Source organism: Pseudomonas sp. B14(2022), assembly GCF_012030485.1.
Taxonomy (GTDB): domain Bacteria; phylum Pseudomonadota; class Gammaproteobacteria; order Pseudomonadales; family Pseudomonadaceae; genus Aquipseudomonas.
Genome location: NZ_JAAUVM010000007.1, coordinates 18,316 through 35,118 on the forward strand (window position 1 = coordinate 18,316; position 16,803 = coordinate 35,118).

Annotated in this window: 18 protein-coding genes; 11 read left to right on the forward strand and 7 right to left on the reverse strand. The window is 62.2% G+C overall.

All coding sequences use genetic code 11. The features are described 5' to 3' along the window. Positions 1 to 42: 42 nt before the first annotated feature. Positions 43 to 2,268, reverse strand: a complete 2,226-nt coding sequence (locus tag HCF10_RS12560) for a DNA internalization-related competence protein ComEC/Rec2 (protein ID WP_237683114.1) — start codon at positions 2,266 to 2,268, stop codon at positions 43 to 45. 135 nt (positions 2,269 to 2,403) lie between these two features. On the opposite strand from HCF10_RS12560, the gene HCF10_RS12565 reads away from it, so the two are divergent. Beyond that, positions 2,404 to 2,919: a DUF2062 domain-containing protein gene (locus tag HCF10_RS12565; protein WP_131698034.1), complete on the forward strand. Its 516-nt coding sequence runs from the start codon at positions 2,404 to 2,406 to the stop codon at positions 2,917 to 2,919. Between the two features lie 3 nt (positions 2,920 to 2,922). Here the strand turns inward: HCF10_RS12565 and HCF10_RS12570 are convergent, their stop codons facing one another. Then, positions 2,923 to 4,290: a sensor histidine kinase gene (locus HCF10_RS12570; protein WP_167655646.1), complete on the reverse strand. Its 1,368-nt coding sequence runs from the start codon at positions 4,288 to 4,290 to the stop codon at positions 2,923 to 2,925. Continuing rightward, positions 4,280 to 5,008 (reverse strand): response regulator transcription factor, encoded by a 729-nt coding sequence (locus HCF10_RS12575; protein WP_131698036.1) that lies wholly within the window; start codon positions 5,006 to 5,008, stop codon positions 4,280 to 4,282. The genes HCF10_RS12570 and HCF10_RS12575 overlap by 11 nt, the downstream gene beginning before the upstream one ends. Before the next feature lie 205 nt (positions 5,009 to 5,213). On the opposite strand from HCF10_RS12575, the gene HCF10_RS12580 reads away from it, so the two are divergent. From HCF10_RS12580 to HCF10_RS12595, 4 genes are all read left to right on the forward strand, one after another. Continuing rightward, positions 5,214 to 7,967: a response regulator gene (locus HCF10_RS12580; RefSeq protein ID WP_145337672.1), complete on the forward strand. Its 2,754-nt coding sequence runs from the start codon at positions 5,214 to 5,216 to the stop codon at positions 7,965 to 7,967. Positions 7,968 to 7,991: 24 nt separating this feature from the next. Next, entirely contained in the window at positions 7,992 to 8,981 is a 990-nt protein-coding gene (locus HCF10_RS12585; protein WP_167655648.1) for a 2-hydroxyacid dehydrogenase, read from the forward strand. A gap of 71 nt (positions 8,982 to 9,052) precedes the next feature. After that, complete coding sequence (locus HCF10_RS12590) at positions 9,053 to 9,493, forward strand: hypothetical protein (RefSeq protein ID WP_092488784.1); 441 nt, start codon at positions 9,053 to 9,055, stop codon at positions 9,491 to 9,493. Further along, positions 9,490 to 9,894 (forward strand): META domain-containing protein, encoded by a 405-nt coding sequence (locus HCF10_RS12595; RefSeq protein ID WP_167655650.1) that lies wholly within the window; start codon positions 9,490 to 9,492, stop codon positions 9,892 to 9,894. Before HCF10_RS12590 ends, HCF10_RS12595 begins: the two co-directional genes overlap by 4 nt. A 51-nt stretch (positions 9,895 to 9,945) precedes the next feature. Here HCF10_RS12595 and HCF10_RS12600 read toward each other — a convergent pair whose 3' ends face one another. Then, positions 9,946 to 10,407 carry a TlpA disulfide reductase family protein gene (locus HCF10_RS12600; protein WP_090402869.1) on the reverse strand — a complete coding sequence of 154 codons (462 nt, stop codon included), beginning with the start codon at positions 10,405 to 10,407 and terminating at the stop codon, positions 9,946 to 9,948. 115 nt (positions 10,408 to 10,522) lie between these two features. On the opposite strand from HCF10_RS12600, the gene arsC reads away from it, so the two are divergent. Genes arsC through HCF10_RS12615 form a run of 3 tightly spaced genes read left to right on the forward strand, consistent with a single transcriptional unit; the run spans position 10,523 to position 11,875 of the window. Further along, a complete protein-coding gene (gene arsC, locus HCF10_RS12605; RefSeq protein WP_131698041.1) occupies positions 10,523 to 10,876 on the forward strand; it encodes an arsenate reductase (glutaredoxin) in 354 nt (117 codons plus the stop codon). Continuing rightward, positions 10,873 to 11,487 carry an NAD(P)H:quinone oxidoreductase gene (gene wrbA, locus HCF10_RS12610; RefSeq protein WP_167655652.1) on the forward strand — a complete coding sequence of 205 codons (615 nt, stop codon included), beginning with the start codon at positions 10,873 to 10,875 and terminating at the stop codon, positions 11,485 to 11,487. The genes arsC and wrbA overlap by 4 nt, the downstream gene beginning before the upstream one ends. Continuing rightward, complete coding sequence (locus tag HCF10_RS12615; protein ID WP_167655654.1) at positions 11,471 to 11,875, forward strand: DUF2069 domain-containing protein; 405 nt, start codon at positions 11,471 to 11,473, stop codon at positions 11,873 to 11,875. The genes wrbA and HCF10_RS12615 overlap by 17 nt, the downstream gene beginning before the upstream one ends. Before the next feature lie 38 nt (positions 11,876 to 11,913). Here the strand turns inward: HCF10_RS12615 and HCF10_RS12620 are convergent, their stop codons facing one another. Next, the gene (locus HCF10_RS12620; RefSeq protein ID WP_145337669.1) at positions 11,914 to 12,585 is read right to left on the reverse strand and encodes a DNA-3-methyladenine glycosylase I; all 672 of its coding nucleotides are present in this window, start codon (positions 12,583 to 12,585) and stop codon (positions 11,914 to 11,916) included. An 80-nt stretch (positions 12,586 to 12,665) separates the two neighbouring features. Continuing rightward, the gene (gene ttcA, locus HCF10_RS12625; RefSeq protein WP_053128530.1) at positions 12,666 to 13,490 is read right to left on the reverse strand and encodes a tRNA 2-thiocytidine(32) synthetase TtcA; all 825 of its coding nucleotides are present in this window, start codon (positions 13,488 to 13,490) and stop codon (positions 12,666 to 12,668) included. A gap of 264 nt (positions 13,491 to 13,754) precedes the next feature. Between ttcA and HCF10_RS12630 the strand changes: the two genes are divergently transcribed. Continuing rightward, a complete protein-coding gene (locus HCF10_RS12630; RefSeq protein WP_027606356.1) occupies positions 13,755 to 14,357 on the forward strand; it encodes a Yip1 family protein in 603 nt (200 codons plus the stop codon). Positions 14,358 to 14,485: 128 nt separating this feature from the next. Beyond that, positions 14,486 to 14,980, forward strand: a complete 495-nt coding sequence (locus HCF10_RS12635) for a SprT family zinc-dependent metalloprotease (protein ID WP_145337668.1) — start codon at positions 14,486 to 14,488, stop codon at positions 14,978 to 14,980. A 96-nt stretch (positions 14,981 to 15,076) separates the two neighbouring features. On the opposite strand, the gene HCF10_RS12640 is transcribed toward HCF10_RS12635, so the two are convergent. Beyond that, the gene (locus HCF10_RS12640; RefSeq protein ID WP_167655656.1) at positions 15,077 to 16,252 is read right to left on the reverse strand and encodes a CaiB/BaiF CoA transferase family protein; all 1,176 of its coding nucleotides are present in this window, start codon (positions 16,250 to 16,252) and stop codon (positions 15,077 to 15,079) included. A 157-nt stretch (positions 16,253 to 16,409) separates the two neighbouring features. On the opposite strand from HCF10_RS12640, the gene tusD reads away from it, so the two are divergent. Beyond that, a complete protein-coding gene (gene tusD / locus HCF10_RS12645; RefSeq protein ID WP_167655658.1) occupies positions 16,410 to 16,802 on the forward strand; it encodes a sulfurtransferase complex subunit TusD in 393 nt (130 codons plus the stop codon). Position 16,803: the final 1 nt, after the last annotated feature.

Genomic DNA, 16,803 nt, shown 5'->3' on the forward strand with positions numbered 1-16,803 from the left:
TGGACCCGTCTGTCCCAGGCGCCGGTCTTTGGTAAGGCTGGATCAGGGTAACGTTTCGCGCCAAAAACGGCGTTGACTACGCGCAACAGTCGGTGGCTGGAAAGCCCCTAGTTGCACACGCACCGCGCCCTGCTCGGCACTGTCGTATATCTGGCTGCCCAGTTGCAGGTAGCGCTCCACCACCTGCGGGTGAGGATGGCCGAACGCATTGCCACGCCCACGAGAAATCAGTACCGACGTGGGTGACAGCCGCTGCAGAAAAGGCCATGACGACGAACTGCGGCTGCCATGGTGAGGGGATTGCAGCCAATCGGTGCGCACGGCCAACGATGAGGCGAGAAATGCCCGCTCGGCAGCCCGATCAATATCCCCCGTGAGCAGCAGGCGCTCACCATTGGCCTGGACCTGCAGAACACAGGACTTGGGGTTGCCATCCATCGCATCAGGCCACTGCCACAGCTCGAATGCCACACCGTCCCACACCCATTGCTCACCGCTGACACAGGGCTGGGTTTCGAGAAACGCGGGCAAGCCCTCGGTTTCACCGCCCACGACACGCCGGATCGGCACCCCTCGGGCAACAGCCGACGCCCCGCCGGCATGATCGGCGTCGGCGTGGCTCAGCAGCATCATATCCAGCGTCCCGACGCCGAGCTTTTTCAACGCGGGCACTACCACGCGGGCACCGAGATCAACCGTCCCCGAACGCGGGCCGGCATCGTAGAGCAACGTGTGATGGCGGGTACGCAGGATCAAGGCCAGACCTTGCCCGACATCCAGTTGCACCACCTCCACCCGCCCATGGGGAACCGGCTCGCGGGGTGGAAACACTGCCAACAACAGCAGCGGCCAGCCCAGCGGCCGAAACGGCACGCCTTTGGGCAGCAATAACAGCATCGCGCCGACCAGGCTGATCAGCCAGTAACCCAAGGGCACCTCGGCCGGTATCCAGGCAGGCATTTGCCCAGCGAGCCATGCCAAGCCCCGGAACAACCCGTCAAGCGCCCCACCCGCCAGCCACAACAAGCCTTCCCCCAGATACGGCAGCGACAACAATGCGCTCCCCAGCAACGCCAGTGGCAACACCACCAGGCTGATCCACGGCACGGCAATCAGGTTGGCCAGCGGCGCACTCACGCTGACGGGCAAACCGAGCACCAGCAACACAGGAAACAGACCAACGGCAATCAAGCACTGAGGACGTGTCCATGCCTGCCAGACACTCCACGGCCCCAACCGCCCACCAAATCCCACGACCAGCACCGCGACAGCCATAAAGGACAGCCAGAATCCGGGTTGCAGACTGGCTAGTGGCTCCAGGATCAGCACGCCATTGAGTGCCAGCAACAACGGCCACCAGAACCCCAGATGACGAAAGCGCAAACGCCATAACAGCACCAGCCCCACCATGACGCAGGCCCGTTGCACCGGCACGCCAAACCCTGCCAGCAGGCCGTACCCCAGCGCGGCGGCAAACGCCAGGCCACACGCCCACGGCAGCCACGGCCAGGTGCGGGGCCAGCAGCCGTAGCGTGCAAGTAGCGCGACCAACCCGTAGATCAGCCCCGCCAACAAGCCAATGTGCTGGCCGGAAATCACCAACAGGTGCACCGTACCGGTGTCCTGCAACACCTGCCAGTCTTCGGCCGCCAGCCCGGAGCCATCCCCCAGCACCAAGGCTGCCAGGCCCGCCTCGCGGCCTTGGGCGTCCACCGCCATCAGACGTTGGCGGACAGTGTCACGCCAGGCATGACGAGCCGGCGCCAGGCGCTCACCATCCTTCACCGAGCCGGTGGCACCAATGCGCCGGGCCAGCAGCCAGGCCTCCTGATCAAAACCGTGAAAGTTGAGCAGCCCGGCAGGCCGTTTCAGCGTTACGGCCAGACGCCAGCGCTCGCCACTGCGTACCGACGGCCCACCGTGCCAGGACACACGGATACGCTTGGGCAGCCGGGCGTTGCGCGTCTGGCTGTCGGCCAGCTCAAAACGCACACCCGTCTCTGTCTGCTGCGGCAACCCGGTTACACGGCCTTCCAGCCATCGCGTCTGGCCATCCAGCACCGGCCGTAGTCGATCATCCAGTGCCCACTGCGCACTGATGCAGGCCCAGCTCAAGCCCAGCAGGAAAAATGCCAGTGGAGACGTACGAAATGGCAATAGCATCAATGCCAGCACCAGCATGGCTATCAGCCATCCCGTCGGCGGCAACGCCGGTAGAAAGCGCAAGGCAAGCAACCCCAGCGCGAGCGCGAACATCCCTGTCTTCATGAACCCTCCTTTTCAAGTGATCCACTCAGTCTTAGACGAGAGCCCAGGACGTCCTATGATGTTTTGTCACAAAGTCTGAATTTTCTGTTTATAGAATGCGGGCATACTTGCCCCTCGAACTGACCTGGACCCCTTATGCCTCGGCGCTTATTCAAACGGTACATGCCCGACCCCACCAGTATCAGGGAACACAAGTCATTACAGTTTCTTGGCACGTTGCTGCACGACCCGAACCTCTGGCACCTGAATCGGCACTCAGTGGCACGCGCCATGGCGGTGGGTTTGTTCGCGGCTTTTATCCCGATTCCGTTGCAGATGCTATTGGCGGCGGTGCTGGCGATCATCGTGCGCGGCAACATGCCCATCGCCGTCAGCCTGGTCTGGCTGACCAATCCGATCACCATGCCCGTGGTGTTCATCTGCACCTACATGACCGGCGCCTGGCTGATGAATGTGCCGCCGCGCAGCCTGCCCGACGACCTGACCTGGGAATGGATCAGCGGCCAGTTGAGCACACTGTGGCAACCCTTTCTGCTGGGTTCGGTGGTGTTGGGGGTCGTGTTGGGCGCATTGGCCTACTGCCTGACCATGGGGTACTGGCGCTGGTGGGTCGCGCACCAATGGAAAAAGCGCAAGCAGCGCCGAGGCTGAGACCTATCGCGCCGGCAACCGCAGGTGCACACGCAAGCCCCGGCCGGTATTTTCCGCCCACAAGCTGCCGTCCTGGCGTTGCACGGCATTGCGAGCGATGCTCAGGCCCAGCCCGAAGCCACCATCGCCTGGCCTTGAGCCGTCCAGCCGCGTAAACGGTGCAAAGATTCGCTCCAGATCCTGCTCATCGATTCCCCCGCCCTGGTCTTCCAACCAAAGGTGCCAATATTCCCCCTCGCGGCATCCATCCAGGCACACAACCCCATCCGGCGGGGAGTGGCGTATGGCGTTGCGCAGGATATTCTCCAGGGCCTGGGCCAGGGCATTCAGGTTGCCCCGTACCCAACTGTCAGCGCCCAGAAGGCAGGGCAGTCGCGATGCCGGCCAATCGCTTTCAAAGCACGCGTTCTCGCGCAGCATGTCCCACAGCGCTTGCACCTGAATATCTTCTTTGGGCAGCGGCGCCCGCTCGGTATCCAGCCAGGCCAGTTGCAGGCTGTCTTCCACCAGGCGCTGCATGGCGTCGATCTCCCGCCCCAACCGCTCACGCAGGCGCGCAAGATCCTGCTCGCTGTCACAGGCCACCCGCAAACGGCTCAATGGCGTGCGCAGTTCATGGGACATGTCCCTTAACAGTTGCTGTTGCAGCATCACCGTACCCTGCAAGCGCTCGGACATATGATCAAACGCGCGCCCCAGCTCGCCCAATTCGTCCTGACGACGGGTGGCGTCGTGGGACATCCGCGTATTCAATTGATCGGCACGCCATGCGTTGGCCTGCTCGCGCAGTTGATTGAGGGGCATGATCAGCAGCAGATAGAGGCCGATGCACAGCAACAAGGTAAAGAGGCCGGGAATCACGCCGTTGGTCACCACCCGCCAGAACAGTTGGTAGCGCCCCGGCATAAAGCGCTGCGGCAGTTCAATCACCAGCGAACCGGCGCCCGGATCCACCGCAAACGGAATCTTCAACCACGGCAACCCCTTGACGTGGCGGCTGACCGGCCAATCCAGGCCCCGCAGGAAGGTCAGGCGCTGGCTTTCCGTGTCGGTCAGCGGGTAACTGCTCAACGACTGCAAGTCATTGCCGATCACACCGATCCACGTGCTTTCGCGCTTGCCCATTGCATGCAGCCACGCATCAACGCCGGCATTGCCCCCCTGGTTCCAGGCCTGCTCGGCGCCGACCGCATAACCACTCAAGGTGATCCTGGCCTCGTCGGACAGGTAGGCGTTCTTCTGCTCCATGTACCGGCCCCAGGACCAACTGAGCCAGATCATCAGCAAACAGAAGGCGATCAGCAGGCAGGCAAGTTTCCAGAATAACGAGTGCCTGCCCGGCAGTCGTTTCAGCGATGCCTCAAAGCCCATCGTCGTGACCGCTCAGCACATAGCCCTTGCCCCACACCGTGCGTACCTCACGCTCGCTGTAGCCGATGGCCTTGAGCTTGCGGCGGATCTGGCTGATGTGCATGTCGAGGCTGCGGTCATGGGGCGCATAACCCCGTTGCAACACGTGCTGGTAGAGGAACGCTTTGCTGAGGACTTCTTCACCGTTGCGATGCAGGGTTTCCAGCAGTCGGTATTCGCTGCGGGTCAGGCCCGCCCAGTGCCCCTGATGAAAAACATCGCACAGCTCATCGTCGAAACGCAGCGTGCGGTTATCTTCACGCACGGGCGCAAGCGTCGGCAACGGGCGCCGATCCAGGGCCACCCGACGCAGGATGGCTTCGATACGCACGCGCAGTTCAACCATGCTGAAAGGTTTGGGCAGGTAATCATCGGCCCCCAGGCGAAAACCGCTGACGCGATCGGTTTCAGCGCCCAGGGCCGACATCAGGATCACCGGAACCGAATGGCTCTGGCGCAGATGGGTGAGGATCGACAAGCCATCCAGGCCCGGCAGCAGAATATCCATCAACACCACGTCGAATGCCTGATCGCGCGCCATCTCCAAGCCCTGCTGACCGTTCTGGCACCAGGAGACCTGAAAACCACAGCGCCCCAGATGCTCATGCACATAGGCACCCAGCACGGGGTCATCTTCAATTGTCAGGATACGGGGTAGGCCAACTGGTGCGGGATTCATTAGCGTCTGCAAGTCATTCTCAATCACTGATTATTCAAGATAACCCCGCCGCAGGCAATCGCCACACGGTGTCCAACGGCCCGAAGATTGCCCTCTGTCATTAATTTGCAAGATTCCAGACCGCGCAAATGGCTACACTGCGCAGGTGGCGCGGGCCGGATGCCGGCGCGGAAGATTGATATCAGTGTGGTAGCAGGAGAGTGGCGTGCTTAGAAGAATGGGGATAAAAGGCCGCGTACTGTTGCTGACCTTATTACCGACCAGCCTGATGGCCTTGTTGTTGGGGGGTTACTTCACCTGGATGCAGCTCTCGGAGTTGCAGGCCCAACTGCTGCAACGCGGCGAAATGATCGCCGAGCAACTGGCGCCCCTGGTGGCCCCCGCCATGGGCAGCAGGAACACCGACCTGCTGGAGCGTATCGCCACCCAATCCCTGGAACAGACGGACGTGCGCACCGTGGCGTTCCTCGCGCCGGACCGCACGCCCCTGGCCCACGCCGGCCCGACCATGCTCAACCAGCCGCCGGTCGGTAACAGTTCCCACCTGCTGCAGCGCACCGGCAACGACGCCACGCGCTACCTGCTGCCGGTGTTTGGTCGCCATCGCAACCTGGCGGGCGATTTGATCCCCGATGAAGCTGATCGCCTGCTCGGTTGGGTCGAGGTGGAGTTGTCCCACAACGGCATGTTGCTGCGCGGCTATCGCAGCCTGTTCGCCAGCCTGCTGCTGATTGCCATCGGCCTGATCTGCACCGCAGCCCTGGCCCTGCGCATCAGCCGTACAATCAACGCGCCGATTGGCCTGATCAAGCAAGCGGTGGCCCAACTCAAGGACGGCAACCTGGAAACCCGCTTGCCCCCCTTGGGCAGCCAGGAGCTGGATCAACTCGCATCGGGCATCAACCGCATGGCCGAAACCCTGCAAAACGCCCAGGAGGAATTGCAGCACAGCATCGACCAGGCCACCGAAGACGTACGCCAGAACCTGGAAACCATCGAAATCCAGAACATCGAACTGGACCTGGCGCGCAAGGAGGCCCTGGAGGCCAGTCGCATCAAGTCCGAGTTCCTGGCGAACATGAGCCATGAAATCCGCACGCCACTCAACGGCATCCTCGGTTTTACCCACCTGCTGCAAAAAAGCGAACTGACCCCGCGCCAGCTGGACTACCTGGGCACCATCGAAAAATCCGCCGACAATCTGCTGGGCATCATCAACGAGATCCTCGACTTCTCGAAGATCGAGGCCGGCAAGCTGGTCCTCGACAGCATCCCCTTCAACCTGCGGGATTTGCTGCAAGATACCCTCACCATCCTCGCCCCCGCCGCCCATGCCAAGCAGCTGGAACTGGTGAGCCTGGTCTACCGCGACACGCCGCTGGCGCTGGTGGGCGACCCGCTGCGGCTCAAGCAGATCCTCACCAACCTGATCAGCAATGCGATCAAGTTCACCCGCGAAGGCACCATCGTGGCCCGGGCGATGGTCGAGGACGAGCAGGAAGACAGCGTGCAGCTGCGCATCAGCGTGCAGGACACCGGCATCGGCCTGTCCAGCCAGGATGTGCGCGCGCTGTTCCAGGCGTTCAGCCAAGCCGATAACTCATTGTCGCGCCAACCCGGCGGCACGGGGCTGGGCCTGGTGATTTCCAAGCGCCTGATCGAACAAATGGGCGGTGAAATCGGCGTCGACAGCACGCCGGGCGAAGGCTCTGAATTCTGGATCAGCCTGAACCTGCCCAAGACCCGCGACGACGTCGAAGACCTGCCCTGTGCGCCGCTGCTGGGCCATCGCGTGGCGGTGCTGGAAAATCACGAACTGGCGCGCCAGGCCCTGCAACATCAATTGGAAGACTGTGGCCTGGAAGTGACGCCGTTCAATACCCTGGAAAGCCTGACCAACGGCATCACCAGCGCTCACCAGACCGAGCAGGCTATCGACCTGGCGGTACTCGGCGTGACCGCCAACGATATTCCGCCCGAGCGCCTCAACCAGCACCTGTGGGACCTCGAACACCTGGGTTGCAAAGTGCTGGTGCTGTGCCCCACCACCGAACAGATGCTGTTCAACGAGTCGGTACCCAACCCCAACAGCCAGTTGCAGGCCAAGCCGGCGTGTACCCGCAAGTTGCGCCGTGCCTTGTCCGACCTGATCAGCCCGCGGCCGTCACGCAGTGAACCGGGCGAGCCGTTGTCCAGCCGTGCTCCGCGCGTGCTGTGTGTCGACGACAACCCGGCAAACCTGCTGTTGGTACAGACCCTGCTGGAAGATATGGGCGCGCAGGTACGTGCAGTGGAAAGTGGTTACGCGGCGGTCGACGCGGTGAAACAGGACACCTTCGACCTGGTGCTGATGGACGTGCAAATGCCCGGCATGGACGGACGCCAGAGCACCGAGGCGATCCGCCAGTGGGAAAGCGAGCGCCATGGCACGCCGTTGCCGGTGGTTGCCCTCACCGCCCACGCCATGGCCAACGAAAAGCGCGCCTTGCTGCAAAGCGGGATGGACGATTACCTGACCAAACCCATCAGCGAACGGCAACTGGCCCAGGTGGTGCTGAAATGGACTGGCCTGGCCCTGCGCAACCAGGTGCCGGAGCGCGCCGTCGAAGGCCTGGGCCCGGGCGTGCAATTGCCGGTGCTGGACCACGAGGAAGGCCTGCGCCTGGCCGCTGGCAAGACCGACCTGGCGGCCGACATGCTGGCCATGCTGCTGGCCTCCCTGGAAGCCGACCGTCAGGCCATTCACGTCGCCCGCGACGCCAAAGACAACCTGGCCCTGATCGAACGCGTCCACCGCCTGCACGGCGCCACCCGCTACTGTGGCGTGCCGCAACTGCGCGCCGCCTGCCAACGCGCCGAAACCCTGCTCAAGCAGGACGACGCCAAGGCCATGCACGCGCTGGACGAACTGGACATGGCCATTGCACGGCTGGCCAGTGAAGCGCGGGTCAGCGCCTGAACTCATCAAAAAAGGACGCCTTTGATGCGCGTGATTCTTTTCAGCAGCCAGACCTACGACCGCGACAGTTTCCTCGGCGAACCCCTGCCGCGCGGCCTGGAACTGCAGTTCCAACCTGCCCGGCTCAACCTCGACACCGTCGCCCTGGCCGAACACCACGAGGTGGTCTGCGCCTTCATCAACGATGACCTCAGTGCCCCGGTGCTGGAACACCTGGCCAAGGGCGGCACGCGGTTGATCGCGTTGCGCTCGGCCGGTTACAACCATGTGGACCTGCCTGCCGCCAAACGTCTGGGCCTGACCATCGTACGCGTCCCGGCCTATTCGCCCCACGCGATCGCCGAACACGCGGTGGCCCTGATCCTCGCCCTCAACCGCCGCCTGCATCGCGCCTACAACCGCACCCGCGACGGCGATTTCAGCCTGCATGGCCTCACCGGTTTCGACCTGGTGGGCAAGACCGTCGGCGTGGTCGGCACCGGCCAGATCGGCGCCACGTTCGCCAGGATCATGGCGGGCTTCGGTTGCCGGCTGCTCGCCTACGACCCGTTCCCAAACCCGCAGGTCCAAGCCCTCGGCGCTGACTATGTAAGCCTGCCGGAGCTCTTGGCCCAGGCGCAGATCATCAGCCTGCACTGCCCGCTGACCGCCGACAGCAAGCACCTGATCAATGCAAGCTCGCTGGCGCGGATGCAACCCGGCGCCATGCTGATCAACACCGGTCGCGGTGGCCTGGTCGACACGCCGGCGCTGATCGAAGCACTCAAGGACGGCCAACTCGGCTACCTGGGGCTGGATGTGTATGAGGAGGAAGCCCAGCTGTTTTTCGAGGACCGCTCCGACCTGCCCCTGCAGGACGACGTGCTCGCGCGCCTGCTGACCTTCCCCAACGTGATCATCACCGCACACCAGGCGTTCCTCACCCGCGAAGCCCTGGCGGCGATCGCCGGCACCACCTTGGCGAATATTGCGGCATGGGCCGATGGCCGGGCACAGAACCTCGTCGAAGGATGATCAGCGGTCACATACCAGGCTCATGATGATCAGGCACCCGTGATAGGATGCCGCGCCTATTTGGAGGATCCATGGCCGAACACGATTTCCGCTTCAGCTTGCTGAGCCCGCAACACACCCTGATCGAATGCCGCGCCCTGGTGCCGGGCCGTTACCAGGTCACCGGCAACGGTGGTTCGATCAAGCATGACGACGTGCTGATCGTCACCCTGCGTGGCAGTAAAACCTTGTCCATGCGCCTTACCGTCGAAGGTGACGCGCGCTACTCCATCCGCCCTGCAGGCCAGTGGGTCGCCATGGCCCGCGGGCCGAAGTTCGGTGAGCTGGAGATTCACACCTGGAAGGTCAACTGCGACAGCTGCGACACTGTGCTGGAGTTTGAATTCGCGGTGGAAACCAAGCTGACCAAAGAGCCGCTGCAACCGGCCGCCAACGCGCGCATTGCCGAGTTGGGCTGGGCCAGCGAAGGCGACAAGCACCGTTGCCCGACATGCCAGAAGGCCGGGCAATGAAAGGCCTGTTTCTGCTCGCCGCCGTCGGTGCGGCCCTGAGTGGCTGCGCCGGGGATGCGGTCAAGCTCAAGCAGGATCACAGCTACGTGGTGGAGTGGATTGGCGAGCGACCGCTGATGGATTACGCACACCTGACCGTCACCCTCGGCGCCGATGGGCGTGCCTACGGCAATGGCGGCTGCAACCACTGGTTCGCGCCGTACACCGTCGAGGGCGACAAACTCAGCTTCGGCAAGCTCGGCAGCACCCGCAAGCTCTGCGCCGAAGCCCTGATGGAGCAGGAACAGCGCTTCTTCCAGGCCCTGCAAGGCGTACAGCGCTGGGACATCTCGCCGATCGAGCAGACCCGCTTCTGGCCGGCCGAAGGCAAGCCGATTCGCCTGTGGCTCGAAGAGGGCTGACTGCACCGATCTGCACGTTGGTTAGATCTAAATGTGGGAGGGGCGGTTGCTTTAGCCGCGCAAGGCCTTGAGTTTGGCCAGCACCCCTTCCGCCGTCTGCTCACCCATCAACTGCTCGCGCACCTTGCCCTTGTCATCGATGATGTAGGTCACCGGCAACGCTTCGCTGCGCGGAATATCGAAGATCCCATCCGGGTTCTGCGCCAGCACGGTGAACTTGATCCCCAGTTTGTCGCTGGCCTCCTTCAGCTCCGCCCCCTGCACATTGTCGAAGTTAACCCCGAACACCCCCACGCCCTGCCCCTTCAACTGTTCCGCCAGGGCATTGAGTTCGGGGATTTCCGTGCGGCATGGGCCACACCATTCCGCCCAGTAGTTGACCACCAGCCACTGTTTGTCCAGGCGCTCGGCCGCGACCTTCTGGCCGTATTGGTCAACGCCGTAGTCATTGCCGCAGCCGCTGAGCAGCAGGGTTGTGATGATCGCCAATGCACCGATCAGTCGCCTTGTCATGGGGTAATCCTTCGGAAAAATGAACGTTGGCTGCGACCTATCGCCTCTTACGGTTTAAGGACAGGACGCCGCGCAGGTAGAATACCCGCCACCTTACGCAAGATGCGACCCGCACATGACCGATCTGACGCTTTATCACAACCCGCGCTGCTCGAAATCCCGCGGTGCGCTCGACCTGCTGGAAGCACGAGGCCTCGCCCCCACCGTGGTGCGCTACCTGGAAACCCCGCTGAATGCCGTGCAATTGAAGACACTGCTGGCCAAGCTGGGCATCAGCGCCCGCCAACTGCTGCGCACCGGCGAAGACGAATACAAGACTCTTAACCTGGCCGATACCAGCCTCAGCGAAGCGCAGTTGATTGCCGCGATCGCCGAACACCCCAAGCTGATGGAACGCCCGATCCTGGAAACCGCCGATAAAGCCATCATTGGCCGCCCGCCAGAGAACGTGCTGGAGATCCTGCCGTGACTACGCCGTATGTGCTGGTGTTGTATTACAGCCGCAATGGCTCGGTGAGCGAAATGGCTCGGCAGATTGCCCGTGGCATCGAGCAAGGCGGGATGGAAGCGCGACTGCGCACCGTGCCGGCGATCTCCACCGAATGCGAAGCCGTGGCGCCGAGTATCCCCGACGAAGGCGCGCTGTACGCCAGCCTCGATGACTTGAAAAACTGCTCGGGCCTGGCCCTGGGCAGCCCGACGCGCTTCGGCAACATGGCCGCGCCGCTCAAGTACTTTCTCGATGGCACCAGCAACCTGTGGCTCACCGGCGCGCTGGTCGGCAAGCCGGCCGGGGTGTTCACTTCCACCGCCAGCCTGCATGGCGGCCAGGAAACCACGCTGATGTCGATGCTGCTGCCGCTGCTGCACCACGGCATGCTGATCACTGGCCTGCCCTACAGCGAACAGGCGCTGCTCGACACCCAGGGCGGCGGCACACCGTATGGCGCCAGCCACCATGCCGGGCCGGATGGCAAGCGCCTGCTCGACCCACATGAAATCACCCTGTGCCGGGCCCTGGGCCTGCGCCTGGCCAAGACCGCCACGCTGCTGGAGAACGGCTGTGGCCAGGAAGCCTAAGGTTCTACCGCCGCAAGCGTGGCTGGAGCCACGGGTCAAGGCGGCACGCGCGTTAAGCCTGCTGGCGTTTTTCGCTCTGGTGGGTTTGTTGTGCGGGTACTACCTGTTCGTCGCCGACCTGCACGGCGCACGCCCGTGGGTGATCCTGCTGATCGAACTGGTGCCGCTGCTGGTGCTGGCGCCGGGGATGGTCATCGGCAGTGCGCGCGGGCACTCGTGGATGTGCTTTGTGGTGAACCTGTATTTCATCAAGGGCGCGCTGGCGGCGTATGACCCGAACCGGCAGTGGTTCGGGGTGCTGGAGATGCTGGCCAGCCTGGCGGTGTTCTGTACGGCGCTGCTGTATGTGCGCTGGCGGCACCAACTGAACCGCCGGTTGGCCCAGTAACCGTGTGGCGGGCCTGCTCGCCACACAATAGACCCCGGTCAATGGTTGACGGTGTACGCCAGCATCATCGACAGCTGGCACATCGGCCGCCCACTCTCGGCATGCCACTGGTTGAACGCACCTTGCACCGTCGCCAGGTCGCGCAGGCTGGTGGGGGCCTTGTCGACGATCTTCTGCGCATTCAATGCCGCGACCACGTCATAGCTCGGCACAAATGTATCCTTGCCGACCATGCGCAGGAAGCGTGGTGCCGACAGCCCACCCAACTGATGACCGTGCTTGCTCAGGTACTTCCACAGCCCGACGATATCAGTCACCGGCCAATCGGCGATAAACGCGCCGAAGCTGCCTTTTTCCTGCTCGATATCCAGGATCATCTGCGCATTGCGCGGCACGCTCTTGAGCTTGCCCAGGTGGCGGATGATGCGCGTGTCCTGCATCAGGCGCTCCAGGTGCTCGGCGCCCATCAGCACGACTTTTTCCGGGTCGAAGCCGAAGAACACTTGCTCGAACGCCGGCCACTTGGCATCCACCACACTGTGTTTCAAGCCGGCGCGAAACACGCGCAGCGCCAAGGTCGACAGGTAGCGATCATCACTGATCTTGCGCAGTTGCGCCGGGGTCTTGGGCACGGGCAGGTGGGCGTCCAGCTCGGCCGCTGAACCGAAGCGGTTCAGACAATATTCGTGCAGCCACTTGTAATCACGCATGCCCTCTCCTGCTGTTGAATGCTGGCAATTGAATTGAAAACGGCGCCCGCAAGCGCCGTGTGTCAGAGCGTTGAATGAGCTCAGAGGTTCACAACATTGACGAAGCGCGACGCGGCAGTCTCATCAATTTTGAGGCTGGTGAAGTCGAACAGGTTGCGGTCGGCCAATTGCGACGGCTGCACGTTCTGCAGGCTGCGGAAGATACTTTCGGTACGCCCTGGCGTCTTGCGCTCCCACTCCACCAGCATTTCCTTGACTACCTGGCGCTGCAGGTTTTCCTGGGAGCCGCACAGGTTGCACGGGATGATCGGGAATTGCTTGAGGTCGGAGTAGGCCTGGATGTCCTTCTCGTTGCAATACGCCAGCGGGCGGATCACCACGTTGCGCCCGTCATCGGCACGCAGCTTGGGCGGCATGGCCTTGAGCGAGCCGTTGAAGAACATATTGAGGAAGAAGGTCTCGACGATATCGTCGCGGTGATGACCCAGGGCCATCTTGGTCGCACCGATCTCATCGGCAAAGGTGTAGAGCGTGCCACGGCGCAGGCGCGAGCACAGCGAGCAGGTGGTCTTGCCTTCAGGCACCAGTTCCTTGACCACCGAGTAGGTGTCTTTTTCGACGATGTGGTATTCGACGCCCAGCGCCTTGAGGTAGGCCGGCAGCACGTGCTCGGGGAAGCCCGGCTGTTTCTGGTCCATGTTAACGGCGACGATCTCGAACTTGATCGGCGCGACCTTTTGCAGGTGCAGCAGCACGTCAAGCATGGTGTAGCTGTCTTTGCCGCCGGAGAGGCAGACCATGACCTTGTCGCCATCCTCGATCATATTGAAATCGGCGACCGCCTCACCGGCCAGACGGCGCAGGCGTTTTTGCAGTTTGTTCTGGTTGACCGTAAGAGTGCCCATGGCGCTTGGATCCGCTGGAGGTATGTGACGAAAAGCCGGGTATTTTACGCAAAAAAAACAGCTAAAGGGCTAACAGTAAAAGACCCCGCCGCGATTAGGACCCATGTTTACAGCGCAATTTGCTCTAAAGGCCCTACAGTTATTCCGGTCATCCCTTCCTATACTGCGACTTGAGGTCGCACACATATATCCAGACCTTTGTGGCCATTTGGCCCGTAGGCGCTCCGATGGGGGGCGATGGTAATAACGACAGGAGTGACTGGCATGATCCATCACGTCGTGGGGCTGTTTACCCATCCCGACCAGGAATGGCGGGAAATTCGTGGCGATAAAGAAGAAAGCATCGGCCACATGTACCTCACTCACACCCTGATTCTCGCGGCGATCCCCGCCGTATCAGCCTTTATCGGTACCACCCAGGTCGGCTGGGTCATCGGCAACCGCTCCCCGGTCATGTTGACCCAGGAAAGTGCGCTGTGGATGACCCTCATGTCGTATGCGGCCATGCTCGGCGGCGTGGCGGTGATGGGTGCGTTCATTCACTGGATGGCCCGCACTTACGATGCCAACCCCAGCATGGCGCGGTGCGTGGCCTTTGCCACCTACACTGCGACACCGTTGTTTATCGGCGGGCTGGCGGCGCTCTACCCGCATATGTGGCTGGGCATGGTGGTGGGCACTGCAGCGATTTGCTACACGGTGTACCTGCTGTATGTCGGCGTACCGACCTTCATGAGCATCGACCCGGATGAAGGCTTCCTGTTTTCCAGTTCGATACTGGCCGTAGGGCTGGTGGTGCTGGTGGCGATCATGGCGTTTACCGTGATTGTCTGGGGACTGGGCGTAGGACCGATCTACACTAACTGACCGTTCAATGGTGAAGGCAAGGCCACCGCAAGGTGGCTTTGTACGTGATGGATGACCATTCGGCGCCTGACAGATTCGGAAACACTCGGTTTTGCGGCATACTGGACGTCTCTGGAGATATGTACAGCATGCCCGAGCAACTCAATACCCGCGTCGAAGATTGTTTCCTGCAAGCCGAATCCTTTTTCAAACGAAGCTTCAAACGCCCCCAGGTCAGCCTCAAGCTGCGGGGCCAGAAGGCCGGTGTCGCGCATTTGCACGAGAACCTGCTGCGCTTCAACCCACAGTTGTACCGAGAAAACAGCCAACACTTCCTGAAACAGACCGTGGCCCATGAGGTGGCGCACCTGATTGCCCACCAATTGTTTGGCGAGCGAATCCAGCCCCATGGTGAGGAATGGCAACTGATCATGCGCGGGGTTTACGAACTGCCGCCGGATCGTTGCCACACCTATGCCGTGAAGCGTCGCCAGGTGACCCGCTATATCTACCGTTGCCCATGTGCCGAGAGTGACTTTCCGTTCTCATCGCAGCGCCATGGCATGGTGGCTCAGGGGCGGCGGTACCTGTGTCGGCGCTGTCGGCAGACATTGGTGTTTACCGGCGAAACCAGGGTGGAATAAAGGCCTCATCGGGAGCAAGCTCCCTCCTACATTTTGATCGTATTCACAGGCCTGAATGTGGGAGGGGGCTTGCTCCCGATAGCGTCCGCCCAGCCACTACATAATCACCTTGGAGCTGCGCAGCTCGCTGATGCGCTGCGGGCTCAAGCCCAGCTCCGCCAACACTTCATCACTGTGCGCGCCCACGACGACGCCAATGTGCCGGGGGGCTGGCAACCCTTCCGAAAACTTCAACGGGCAGGCAATCTGCGCCTGGCTCGAGCCATCCCCCCTGGGCACCTCGCTGACCAGCGCCCGCGCCTTCAACTGCGGATGGGCCACGGCTTCGCTGAGCGTCAGCACAGGCTCCACGCAGGCATCCACCCCGGCAAACAGCTCGCACAATTCCTCGAAACTGCGCTTCTCGAACTCTACCTGCAAGGCCTGCTTAAGCGCTGGCTGCTGCTCAGGCTTCAAGCCCTGCGCGGCCAACTCCGGGCGCCCCAACGCTTCACACAACGGCTGCATGAAAGCCGGTTCCAGGCTGCCCACCGACATCCAGCGTCCATCTCGCGAGCGGTAGTAATCGTAGAAACTCCCACCATTGAGCACATGGCCCTCCCATTCCGGCTCCACACCACACGCCAGGTAACCCGCGCCGGCCATGGCATTCAGGCTGAACGAGCAATCGGTCATGCTCACATCCAGGTATTGTCCGACCCCACTTTGCTGCCGGGCGATGACGGCAGCGAGCAGCCCCACCACCGCATGCAGCGAACCGCCGCCCACGTCCGCCAACTGCACGCCCAGTGGCAACGGTCCGCTGTCCTGGCGCCCGGTGTAGCTGGCCACCCCGGCCAACGCCAGATAATTGATGTCATGCCCGGCGCGATCCTTATAGGGCCCGGTCTGGCCGTAACCGGTAATCGACACATAAATCAGCCGCGGGTTGATCGCCTTCAGCGCCTCGTAACCCAGGCCCAGGCGCTCCATCACCCCAGGGCGAAATTGTTCGAGGACAATGTCGTAGTCCTTGACCAGTTCGCGCACGATCTCCAGCCCTTCGGGCTGTTTCAAATCCAGCGCCAAGCTGCGTTTATTGCGATTAAGGTAGGCATGGCTGGCCGAAGTCCCCTGGTCATGGGGCGGCAGCACCCGCAGCAGGTCCACGCGCGTGGGGGATTCGATCCGCAGTACCTCGGCGCCCATGTCCGCCAGCATCAACGATGCGAACGGGCCAGGCAGCAAGGTGGAAAAATCCAGCACTTTGAGGGACGCCAAGGGACCTGACATGGGGACTCCATTTGGGTTTCGAATTCACACAGACTAGGCAGCCTGGCGCCTACCGGCAATCGTCAGAACGATCATCGAAGGTGACCGTTTTGATCATGGCGGGCTTTTTCGTGGCGGCGGCTTTATCATTGCCCCACGTTTGCTTGCAGAGAGTTCCATGAAGTTTGCGATTGCACTGTTTTCCGCCGCCCACGCGCCCTCCTCGCGCCGCGCCCTGCTGTTTGCACAGGCGGCGTTGGCCGGCGGGCATGAGATTGTGCGGCTGTTTTTCTATCAGGACGGCGTCTACAGCGCCGCCAATAACATCGTTGCCCCCCAGGATGAGCAGGACATCGCCCGCCAATGGCGTGAGTTTGTCAGCACACATCAACTCGACGGCGTGGTGTGCATCGCTGCCGCCTTGCGCCGTGGCGTGCTTAACCAGGAAGAAGCCACGCGCTATCAACGCAGCGCGGTCAACCTGGATGCACCCTGGGCGTTATCGGGCCTGGGGCAATTGCATGACGCCGCCCAGGCCGCCGACCGCCTGATCTGTTTTGGAGGGCCGTGAC

Bases quoted from the DNA above. Each gene is read 5' to 3' on its own strand.
- HCF10_RS12560 (WP_237683114.1), bottom strand. From the start codon at position 2,268: ATGAAGACAGGGATGTTCGCGCTCGCGCTGGGGTTGCTTGCCTTGCGC.
- HCF10_RS12565 (WP_131698034.1), top strand. From the start codon at position 2,404: ATGCCTCGGCGCTTATTCAAACGGTACATGCCCGACCCCACCAGTATC.
- HCF10_RS12570 (WP_167655646.1), bottom strand. From the start codon at position 4,290: ATGGGCTTTGAGGCATCGCTGAAACGACTGCCGGGCAGGCACTCGTTA.
- HCF10_RS12575 (WP_131698036.1), bottom strand. From the start codon at position 5,008: ATGAATCCCGCACCAGTTGGCCTACCCCGTATCCTGACAATTGAAGAT.
- HCF10_RS12585 (WP_167655648.1), top strand. From the start codon at position 7,992: ATGCGCGTGATTCTTTTCAGCAGCCAGACCTACGACCGCGACAGTTTC.
- HCF10_RS12590 (WP_092488784.1), top strand. From the start codon at position 9,053: ATGGCCGAACACGATTTCCGCTTCAGCTTGCTGAGCCCGCAACACACC.
- HCF10_RS12595 (WP_167655650.1), top strand. From the start codon at position 9,490: ATGAAAGGCCTGTTTCTGCTCGCCGCCGTCGGTGCGGCCCTGAGTGGC.
- HCF10_RS12600 (WP_090402869.1), bottom strand. From the start codon at position 10,407: ATGACAAGGCGACTGATCGGTGCATTGGCGATCATCACAACCCTGCTG.
- arsC (WP_131698041.1), top strand. From the start codon at position 10,523: ATGACCGATCTGACGCTTTATCACAACCCGCGCTGCTCGAAATCCCGC.
- HCF10_RS12620 (WP_145337669.1), bottom strand. From the start codon at position 12,585: ATGCGTGATTACAAGTGGCTGCACGAATATTGTCTGAACCGCTTCGGT.
- ttcA (WP_053128530.1), bottom strand. From the start codon at position 13,490: ATGGGCACTCTTACGGTCAACCAGAACAAACTGCAAAAACGCCTGCGC.
- HCF10_RS12630 (WP_027606356.1), top strand. From the start codon at position 13,755: ATGATCCATCACGTCGTGGGGCTGTTTACCCATCCCGACCAGGAATGG.
- HCF10_RS12635 (WP_145337668.1), top strand. From the start codon at position 14,486: ATGCCCGAGCAACTCAATACCCGCGTCGAAGATTGTTTCCTGCAAGCC.
- HCF10_RS12640 (WP_167655656.1), bottom strand. From the start codon at position 16,252: ATGTCAGGTCCCTTGGCGTCCCTCAAAGTGCTGGATTTTTCCACCTTG.
- tusD (WP_167655658.1), top strand. From the start codon at position 16,410: ATGAAGTTTGCGATTGCACTGTTTTCCGCCGCCCACGCGCCCTCCTCG.